General features: G+C 61.7%; 9 protein-coding genes and 1 pseudogene. 5 read left to right on the forward strand and 5 right to left on the reverse strand.

Annotation, left to right across the window (positions count from 1 at the left end):
• The first annotated feature begins 30 nt into the window (after positions 1–30).
• Positions 31–657, forward strand: a complete 627-nt coding sequence (locus tag ACDZ94_RS12950) for a helix-turn-helix transcriptional regulator (protein WP_128590880.1) — start codon at positions 31–33, stop codon at positions 655–657.
• Here the strand turns inward: ACDZ94_RS12950 and ACDZ94_RS12955 are convergent.
• Both ACDZ94_RS12955 and ACDZ94_RS12960 read right to left on the reverse strand, forming a co-directional pair.
• Positions 645–1,025, reverse strand: coding sequence for a RidA family protein (locus ACDZ94_RS12955; protein WP_053256257.1), 381 nt, complete (start codon positions 1,023–1,025; stop codon positions 645–647). The genes ACDZ94_RS12950 and ACDZ94_RS12955 overlap by 13 nt on opposite strands.
• Positions 1,022–1,987, reverse strand: a complete 966-nt coding sequence (locus ACDZ94_RS12960; protein ID WP_432750239.1) for a threo-3-hydroxy-L-aspartate ammonia-lyase — start codon at positions 1,985–1,987, stop codon at positions 1,022–1,024. Before ACDZ94_RS12960 ends, ACDZ94_RS12955 begins: the two co-directional genes overlap by 4 nt.
• A 120-nt stretch (positions 1,988–2,107) precedes the next feature.
• On the opposite strand from ACDZ94_RS12960, the gene ACDZ94_RS12965 reads away from it, so the two are divergent.
• The 3 genes from ACDZ94_RS12965 to ACDZ94_RS12975 all read left to right on the forward strand — a co-directional run bounded on the left by ACDZ94_RS12965 (position 2,108) and on the right by ACDZ94_RS12975 (position 4,256).
• Positions 2,108–2,725: an LpxA family transferase gene (locus ACDZ94_RS12965; protein ID WP_221294631.1), complete on the forward strand. Its 618-nt coding sequence runs from the start codon at positions 2,108–2,110 to the stop codon at positions 2,723–2,725.
• A gap of 92 nt (positions 2,726–2,817) precedes the next feature.
• On the forward strand, positions 2,818–3,336 hold the full coding sequence (locus ACDZ94_RS12970; RefSeq protein ID WP_053256254.1) for a sigma-70 family RNA polymerase sigma factor: 519 nt from the start codon (positions 2,818–2,820) through the stop codon (positions 3,334–3,336).
• Positions 3,333–4,256: a FecR domain-containing protein gene (locus ACDZ94_RS12975; RefSeq protein ID WP_262667823.1), complete on the forward strand. Its 924-nt coding sequence runs from the start codon at positions 3,333–3,335 to the stop codon at positions 4,254–4,256. The genes ACDZ94_RS12970 and ACDZ94_RS12975 overlap by 4 nt, the downstream gene beginning before the upstream one ends.
• Here the strand turns inward: ACDZ94_RS12975 and ACDZ94_RS12980 are convergent.
• The 3 genes and pseudogenes from ACDZ94_RS12980 to ACDZ94_RS12990 form a co-directional block, all read right to left on the reverse strand.
• Positions 4,253–4,969: an ABC transporter ATP-binding protein gene (locus ACDZ94_RS12980; RefSeq protein WP_262667825.1), complete on the reverse strand. Its 717-nt coding sequence runs from the start codon at positions 4,967–4,969 to the stop codon at positions 4,253–4,255. The two genes, ACDZ94_RS12975 and ACDZ94_RS12980, sit on opposite strands and share 4 nt — an antisense overlap.
• A complete protein-coding gene (locus ACDZ94_RS12985) occupies positions 4,966–5,793 on the reverse strand; it encodes an ABC transporter permease (protein ID WP_064452237.1) in 828 nt (275 codons plus the stop codon). Before ACDZ94_RS12985 ends, ACDZ94_RS12980 begins: the two co-directional genes overlap by 4 nt.
• Before the next feature lie 10 nt (positions 5,794–5,803).
• Positions 5,804–6,775: pseudogene (locus ACDZ94_RS12990) on the reverse strand (aliphatic sulfonate ABC transporter substrate-binding protein).
• Positions 6,776–7,094: 319 nt separating this feature from the next.
• On the opposite strand from ACDZ94_RS12990, the gene ACDZ94_RS12995 reads away from it, so the two are divergent.
• Complete coding sequence (locus tag ACDZ94_RS12995; RefSeq protein WP_003173733.1) at positions 7,095–7,310, forward strand: TOBE domain-containing protein; 216 nt, start codon at positions 7,095–7,097, stop codon at positions 7,308–7,310.
• Positions 7,311–7,474 lie beyond the last annotated feature (164 nt).

A 7,474-nucleotide genomic window follows, 5' to 3' on the forward strand; every position in this document is an offset into this window, starting at 1 on the left:
CCCTGTCCAGGACTGGATATGTTGTCTTGCATGAAAAAGACCTCTCCCGAAGAAACCACCCTGATCAGCCAGCTCGAACAGATTGCCGAAGGCTTGAGCAAGACCTTCAGCCCATTCTGCGAGGTGGTGCTGCATGACTTGCGTGACCCGCAGCACGCGATCCTGGCGATCCATAACAACCTCTCCGGGCGTCAGCCGGGTGACCCGGCCACCGAGCTTGGGCTGGCGCGAATTGCCGACCCTGAGTACCCCCAGGTCATCGCCAATTACCAGAACCAGTTCGCCGATGGCCGCCAGGTCAAGAGCACCTCGATTGGTATCAAGGACGCCAGCGGCAAGTACGTCGCCGCCTTGTGCATGAACGTGGATCTTTCGTTGTTCCGGGGCTTGCAGGGCATGCTGGAACAGTTTGGCTCGGTCAGTGGTGACAAGCCCGGCGAGTCCCTCGACCCCTCGGGTGCCGATGTAATACGCGCACGTATCGACCAGTTCGCCGCACGCCTGGCAACCACGCCGCGTGCACTCAAGGCGGCGGACCGGCGGGTGCTGCTGCAAGAGCTCAAAGACGCCGGCTGCATGGATATTCGTCGGGCCATGGAGACTGTGGCCTCGCACTTGGGCGTGTCACGCGCAGCGGTCTACACCTACGCCAAGTAGCGCGCCACGGCTTCAATCTCCACCAGGTAACCGTGATGCAATTCGGGCACCGGGACCACCGCGCGGGCAGGGCGGTGATCGCCCAGCGCGGCGGCGTAAACGCGGTCGAACGCCGGCCAGTGCCCGACCCCGGCAACGTACACCGTGACCTTCACCAAATCCTGCGGCGAACCGCCGGCGGCGTTCAGGATGGCCAACAGATTATGCAGTGCGATTTGGGCCTGTTCGGCAAACGGCGCCGACAGGTTGTGACGCCCGTCCGGGCTGACCGGCAATTGCCCGGAGATATACAGCGTGTCGCCGTGGCTGATGGCCTGGGAATAATGCCCGGCCGGTGCTGAGGCCTTCGAGGTGTGGATGATCTTCATGGCGCCTCGCTGAGCAGGGCGGCGTAGCGCTGGATGTCCACGTTGCCGCCGGTGACGATGATGCCCACGCGCTGGCCTTTGAACCGCTCGCCCAGTTGGCGTAATGCCGCGAGGCCCAGGCAGCCGGTCGGTTCAACCACCAGTTTCATGCGCTGCATGAAGAAGCGCATGGCGTCTACCAACTGCGCGTCGGAAACCGTAAGGATGTCATTCACCAGGTCACGGATGATCGGGAAGGTGTAGTTGCCCAAATGTTGGGTTTGTGCGCCGTCGGCGATGGTCGCCGGGGTGTCGATATGCACGATGCTGCCGCTGTGGAATGAGCGCTGGCCATCGTTACCGGCTTGGGGTTCGACGCCAAACAGTTGGCAATCCGGCGACAGGGCGCGGGTCGATAACGCGGTGCCGGAGAGCATGCCACCCCCGCCCAGGCCGACGAACAGGGCGTCCAGCGGGCCGCTGAATTCCAGCAACTCTTTGGCGGCGGTGCCTTGGCCGGCGAGGATGTGCGGGTGATCGTAAGGCGGGATCAGCGTCATGCCGTGCTCAACGGCCAGGGTGCGGCCGATTTGTTCGCGGTCTTCGGTGAAACGGTCATACAGCACCACGCTGGCGCCATATTCCCGCGTCGCTGCAACCTTGGCGGCAGGCGCGTCGGTGGGCATCACGATAGTCGCCGGCATGCCCCGCAAACGAGCGGCCAGCGCAATGCCCTGGGCGTGGTTGCCGGAAGAAAACGCCACCACGCCCGCCTTGCGCTGCTGCGCGTCAAACTGCGACAGGGCATTGAACGCGCCGCGAAACTTGAACGAGCCGGTGCGTTGCAGGTTTTCACATTTGATGAACACCTGGGCGCCGGTTTCGGCGTCCAGGGTGCGCGAAGTAAAGACCGGCGTCTGATGGGCGATGCCTTCCAGCCGTTGGGCGGCAGCGATGACGTCTTGATAGTCAGGCAATTGCATGAGCGGACCTCGTGTGCATTTGTGGATAAAATATCCATATCAAGACAAATAGTAAAGTTCCGTTTATCACGCCCGACATGCTAGCGTTTCGAGCTTCTTTGACCGCTGGAGGGTTCGACGTTGATCCGACTCACCGACTACATCGCCCACGTTTCCCAATCCCCGTTGGCACCTTGGGCTGACCTGACGCCTTGGGCGTTGGTGGCCCAGGCACCGGCAATTGTTCGCCAGTTACTGGCGCAATTGCCGGCAGACGCTTACGTCATTCAGGATGAAATCGCCATCCACCGTACCGCCACCGTCGAGTCCGGCGCCTTGCTCAAGGGGCCACTGATCATCGGCGCGCATTGCTTTATCGCCAGTGGTTCTCTGCTGCGCGCCGGGTGCTGGGTGGATGCGCAATGCATCATCGGCCCGGGTGCGGAGTTGAAAAGCTCGTTTGTGTTCAGTGGCAGCAAGCTGGCGCATTTCAACTTTGTCGGCGATTCGGTGCTGGGCCATGGGGTCAATCTGGAGGCCGGCAGCATCGTCGCCAACTACCGCAATGAGCGCGAGGACAAGGAAGTGCAGGTGCGGATCAACGGGCAATTGCAGCGCACCGGGTGCGATAAATTCGGCGCGTTGCTCGGCGATCAGTGCCGAATCGGCGCCAATGCGGTGTTGGCGCCGGGGGCGGTGTTGGCACCTGCCAGCGTGGTCGGGCGCGGTCAGGTATTTGACGCAGAGGCTTGCGTATAAACGCAATGTTGAAAAGAACATGGTGTGTCGGCACGATATTAAATAGAATTAATCTCATTTGAGATTAACTCGCGCCGCGCAGGTTGCTCGCCATGACTGATGCTGTTGCCCCGACCCACGCTGCCGAACTCACGTTGTCGAGTTTGTACCGCGACCACCGCAGTTGGCTGGAAAGCTGGTTGCGGCGGCGCCTGGGCAATGCCTGGGATGCAGCGGACCTGAGCCAGGACACCTTTTTGCGCGTGCTCGCCAGTGCACAGCCAATTGCGCAGATGCAGGAACCGCGTGCCTATCTGGTGACCGTCGGCAAGCGCCTGCTGGTCAACTTTCATCAGCGGCGCAGCCTTGAGCAGGCGTACTTGAATGCGTTGGCAAACCTGCCGCACGCCTGCGTGCCGTCACCCGAACAACGCTGGCTGATGCTCGAAACCCTGCAAGCACTGGATGAGTTGCTTGACGGTTTACCGGTGCTGGTGCGCCGCGCGTTTCTGTGGAGCCAGCTGGAAGGCCTGGGTTATCGAGAGATTGCCGAACGGCTCGACGTTTGCGAGCGCACGGTGAAGCGCTACATGGCCCAAGCCTACGAACATTGCCTGCTGGTGGACCTGTGAATCGCGATGTCGCGCGCGCCGCCGCCCAATGGCTGGCATTGCTGGAGTCTGGCGCCGCCACCGAGCGTGACCATGCGGCCTTGCAGCAATGGCGCGACAGTCATCCCCAACACGAACAGACCTGGCAAAAAGCCCAATCCCTGCGCCAGCGTTTCAGTGACTTGCCACACGCATTGGCGATGGCCAGCCTCGACCGTCCGCAATTGGCGCGGCGAGCGATCCTCAAGCGTGCCTTGGGTGTGGCGGCGTTGGTGCCCACCGCCTGGTTGATCAGCCGCCAGTTGCCGATCGAGGCGTGGCGTGCCGATCTGCACACCGCCACCGGCGAGCGCAAACGCCTGCCCTTGATCGATGGCAGCAGCAGCCTGCAACTCAATACCGCCACAGCGGTCGATGTCGACCGCGCGCATCGGCGCATCACGCTGGTGGAAGGGGAATTGGCGCTGAGTGTGCCGGGCTCGGCTTTGATCGCAGTGAACACCCGCTACGGCGAGGTTCAGGTCAGCCAGGCCGAGGTGTGTGTGCGGCAGTTGTCGACCGGCTGCCGGGTGTCGGTGCTCAAGGGCGCGGTGCAGGTGCGCGATGTGACCGGGCAACTGGCGACCTTGAGCAACGGTCAGCAAGCGTTATTAAAGCCCCAGGGGCTTGGCGAGCGGGTGCCGTTCGATGCGCAGCAACTGGACTGGCGCGACGGCGTTTTGACTGCGCAAAACCAGGCGCTGGGGGATTTTTTGCGCGAGCTGGAGCGTTATCGCCCAGGTGTGCTGCGCTGGGACCCGAGCCTGGAAACCCTGCGGGTCACCGGCAGCTTTCGCCTGGATGACACCGACCGCATCCTCAGCCTGCTGGCCCAGACACTGGGGTTTGAGGTGCGGGCGCGGACGCGGTATTGGGTGACACTCAGTCGCACATTGGCCTAAATCACATGGGCCCGCTGCAACTCGGTCAAGGACAGCGCCTTGAGCTGCGCCAGCAGCGGGTCACGCCGGTCTCGCGGGTGAGGCAGGTCCACCGCCAGTGTCTGACGAATGCTGCTTGGCCGGTTGTCCATCACCAGCACCCGGTCACTCAGGTACAGCGCCTCGTCCACATCGTGGGTCACCAGCAGCAGGGCAATGGCATGGTGCTCGGCCAGTTGCAGCAGCAAGTCCTGCAGTTTCATGCGGGTGAAGGCATCCACCGCGCTGAATGGCTCATCGAGCAGTAGCACCTGCGGGCGTGAATACAGGCCGCGTGCGATGGCCACCCGTTGCGCCATGCCGCCGGACAAGGCCTTGGGCAGCGCCTGGGCGAAGCCCGCGAGGCCGACTTCTTCGATCAACTGCGTGACCCAGGCCTTGTCATAGTGGCTGTCATCGCTGAAACCGATGTTTTGCTCCACCGTCAGCCAAGGCATCAGCCGGGGCTCCTGGAATACAAAAGCGACCTCGCCTGCGGGGCTGCGCAGTTCACCCTGGAAGTCCTTTTCCAGGCCGGCGACGATGCGCAACAACGTGCTTTTGCCGCATCCGCTGGGGCCCAGCAGGCTCACGGCTTCGCGCGGTTGCAACGCCAGGTGTACATTTTTCAGCACTGTGGTGCTGGCAAAGTTTTTACGCGCGACGTGAATCTCTAATAACGGTTGCATGCTCATTGCTCCGCGCCTTGGCCATTGAAGGTGTCACGCCAGGCCAGACAGCGTTTCTCCAGTGCCGCGAGCACGCCATCGCTGACCTTGCCCAACAGCGCCAGCACGATGATTGCCGCCAGCACGATGTCCGGCCGCGAGGTTTCCCGACCATCACTGAGCAAGTAGCCCAGGCCCTTGGTGGCCGCGATCAGTTCGGCGGCCACCAGAAACATCCAGGCCAGGCTCAGGCCGCTGCGCAGCCCGGTAAACAGGCCGGGCAGGGCGGCGGGCAAGAGAATTCGGCGCACCAGGCGTGGCCTGCTGAAACCGTACATTTGTCCGACTTCCACCAGCTTGCGGTCGATATCACGAATCGCCGCGACGCCATTGAGGTACACCGGGAAGAACGCGCCAATCGCGATCAGCACGATCTTCGAGGTTTCATCAATGCCCAGCCACAGCAGCAACAGCGGCACCCAGGCCAGGCTCGGAATCGAGCGCAACCCGGCAAACGTTGGCTCCAGGTAGGCTTCGGCTTCACGGCTCAAGCCCACCCAGGCGGCGAAGATCAAGGCCAGGCTCGCGCCAATGGTGAAGCCTGCCAGCACCCGCAACAGGCTGGCGCTGATGTGTTTCCACAACGCGCCCTCGGCCAGGTCGGTGAGCGTCACCGCAATCTCGCTGGGGGCCGGCATCTGGTAGGACGGCAGCCAGCCGATACGCACGACCACTTCCAGCACCAGCAGGATCAGCACCGGCAACAGCAGCCCCTTGAGCCGCCGAGGCCAGGCGCTGCGGTTGATGGCGACCGGCGCGGGAAGGGCCGTTGTTTGGATTCTGCTGGTCATCACGCTCCCCTTACTGCTTTGGCAGCGCCTGGCCGAAAGAGGTGTCGATCAATTGGTCGATCACCTGGTCCACGTTCACGCCACGGCGCACCAATTCCTCGGACACCAGGATCGGCGCAGCGGCCTTGGAGGACAGCACATCCTGGGCGGTCAGCAACGGGCTGCCGAGGTCGGTGCGCGACAGTTGCAGCTTGGCCACTTCCAGCGGCAGTCCGGCTTCGTCGGCGAGCAATTTGGCGAAATCATCCGGGTGTTTCACTGCCCAGTCGCGGGCTTTTTCATAGGCGCCGAGCACCTTGCTGATGGTCTGCGGATGCTCCTTGGCGTACTGCTCGGTGACGCTGACCACGCCGTAGCTGTTGAAGTCCTTGTTGCGGTACAGCAGGCGTGAGCCGGCCTGAATTTCACTGGCGGCCATGTGCGGGTCGAGACCGGCCTAGGCGTCTACGTCACCTTTTTCCAGCGCCGTGCGGCCGTCGGGGTGTTGCAGGTGAACTAACTCGACGTCGTCTTTTTTCAGCCCGGCTTGTTGCAGGCTGCGCAGGGTGAACAGGTACGGGTCGGTGCCTTTGGTGGCGGCGATTTTCTTGCCTTTCAGATCCGTCACGCGGTTGAACGGCGAGTCTTTGCGCACCACCAGCGCGGTCCACTCGGCGCGGCTGTAGACGTACACCGATTTGATCGGGCTGCCATTGGCGCGGCTCAACACCGCCGACAGGCTGGCGGACGAGGCAAAGTCGACGCCGCCGCTGTTGAGGTATTCCAGCGAGCGGTTGCTGCCTTGGCTCAGTACCCAGCCGACTTTGCTGTTCGGCAGCGCTTGTTCCAGCCAGCCGAAATGCTTGAGCACCAGGCTGACCGGTGAGTAGTAGGCGTAATCCAGGTTGACTTGCGCGGGGTCGGCTTCGGCGGCGAAGGCTTGCGGTTGCACACACAAGATGAGGGCGCAGGCGCCCAGTAAGCGTTGGGTGAAGGGTTTCATGGAACAGCTCCGGACAAGGCGGTGAGAGAAGGCTTTTCTTATATTCAGAAAATTGAAATGACATGTTCCATCATGCTCAATCGGAATATGCAGTCTCTGTGCCATCTGTTGTCGGGGCGTATTTGCTGGGGTTCAGGTCAATTGTGTTGTGGTGTGAGAGGGCAGTGTGTTGATCCGCTGTTGCCAGGTGAACAGTGCGTATATATCCATATCGAATAAATAAAGAGTTATATATTCCTTTTAATGGATGATTGAGTGGCGCATTTTGAGGGCCTGCGCATTCGTGCGGATTGACCCAACAGCCAAAAGGAAAGCCGACATGACTATTAAAGCGATCAACGTGCGCAACCAGTTCAAGGGCGTGATCAAGGAAATTCTGCTGGGGGAAGTGGTGTCCGAAATCGACGTGCAGACCGCGTCCGGCATCGTCACCTCTGTGATCACCACCCGCTCGGTGCGTGACCTGGAATTGAAAGTGGGCAGCGAAGTGATTGCCTTTGTGAAGTCGACCGAAGTGTCCATCGCCAAGCTGTAAACCCCGATCATTTGGGGGAGCTGGCTTGCCTGCGATGCGGACACCTCGGTCCACCAAGTACACCGAGTTGATGCCATCGCAGCGGCTCGGCGGTCCGACAAGCCCGCTCCCACATTTGATTGGGTTCAGCTTCCAAGATCAGGTCGGCTGTCAGGCCGCCTCGG

Source organism: Pseudomonas sp. UBT (genome assembly GCF_050915955.1).
Lineage (GTDB): Bacteria > Pseudomonadota > Gammaproteobacteria > Pseudomonadales > Pseudomonadaceae > Aquipseudomonas > Aquipseudomonas antarctica_A.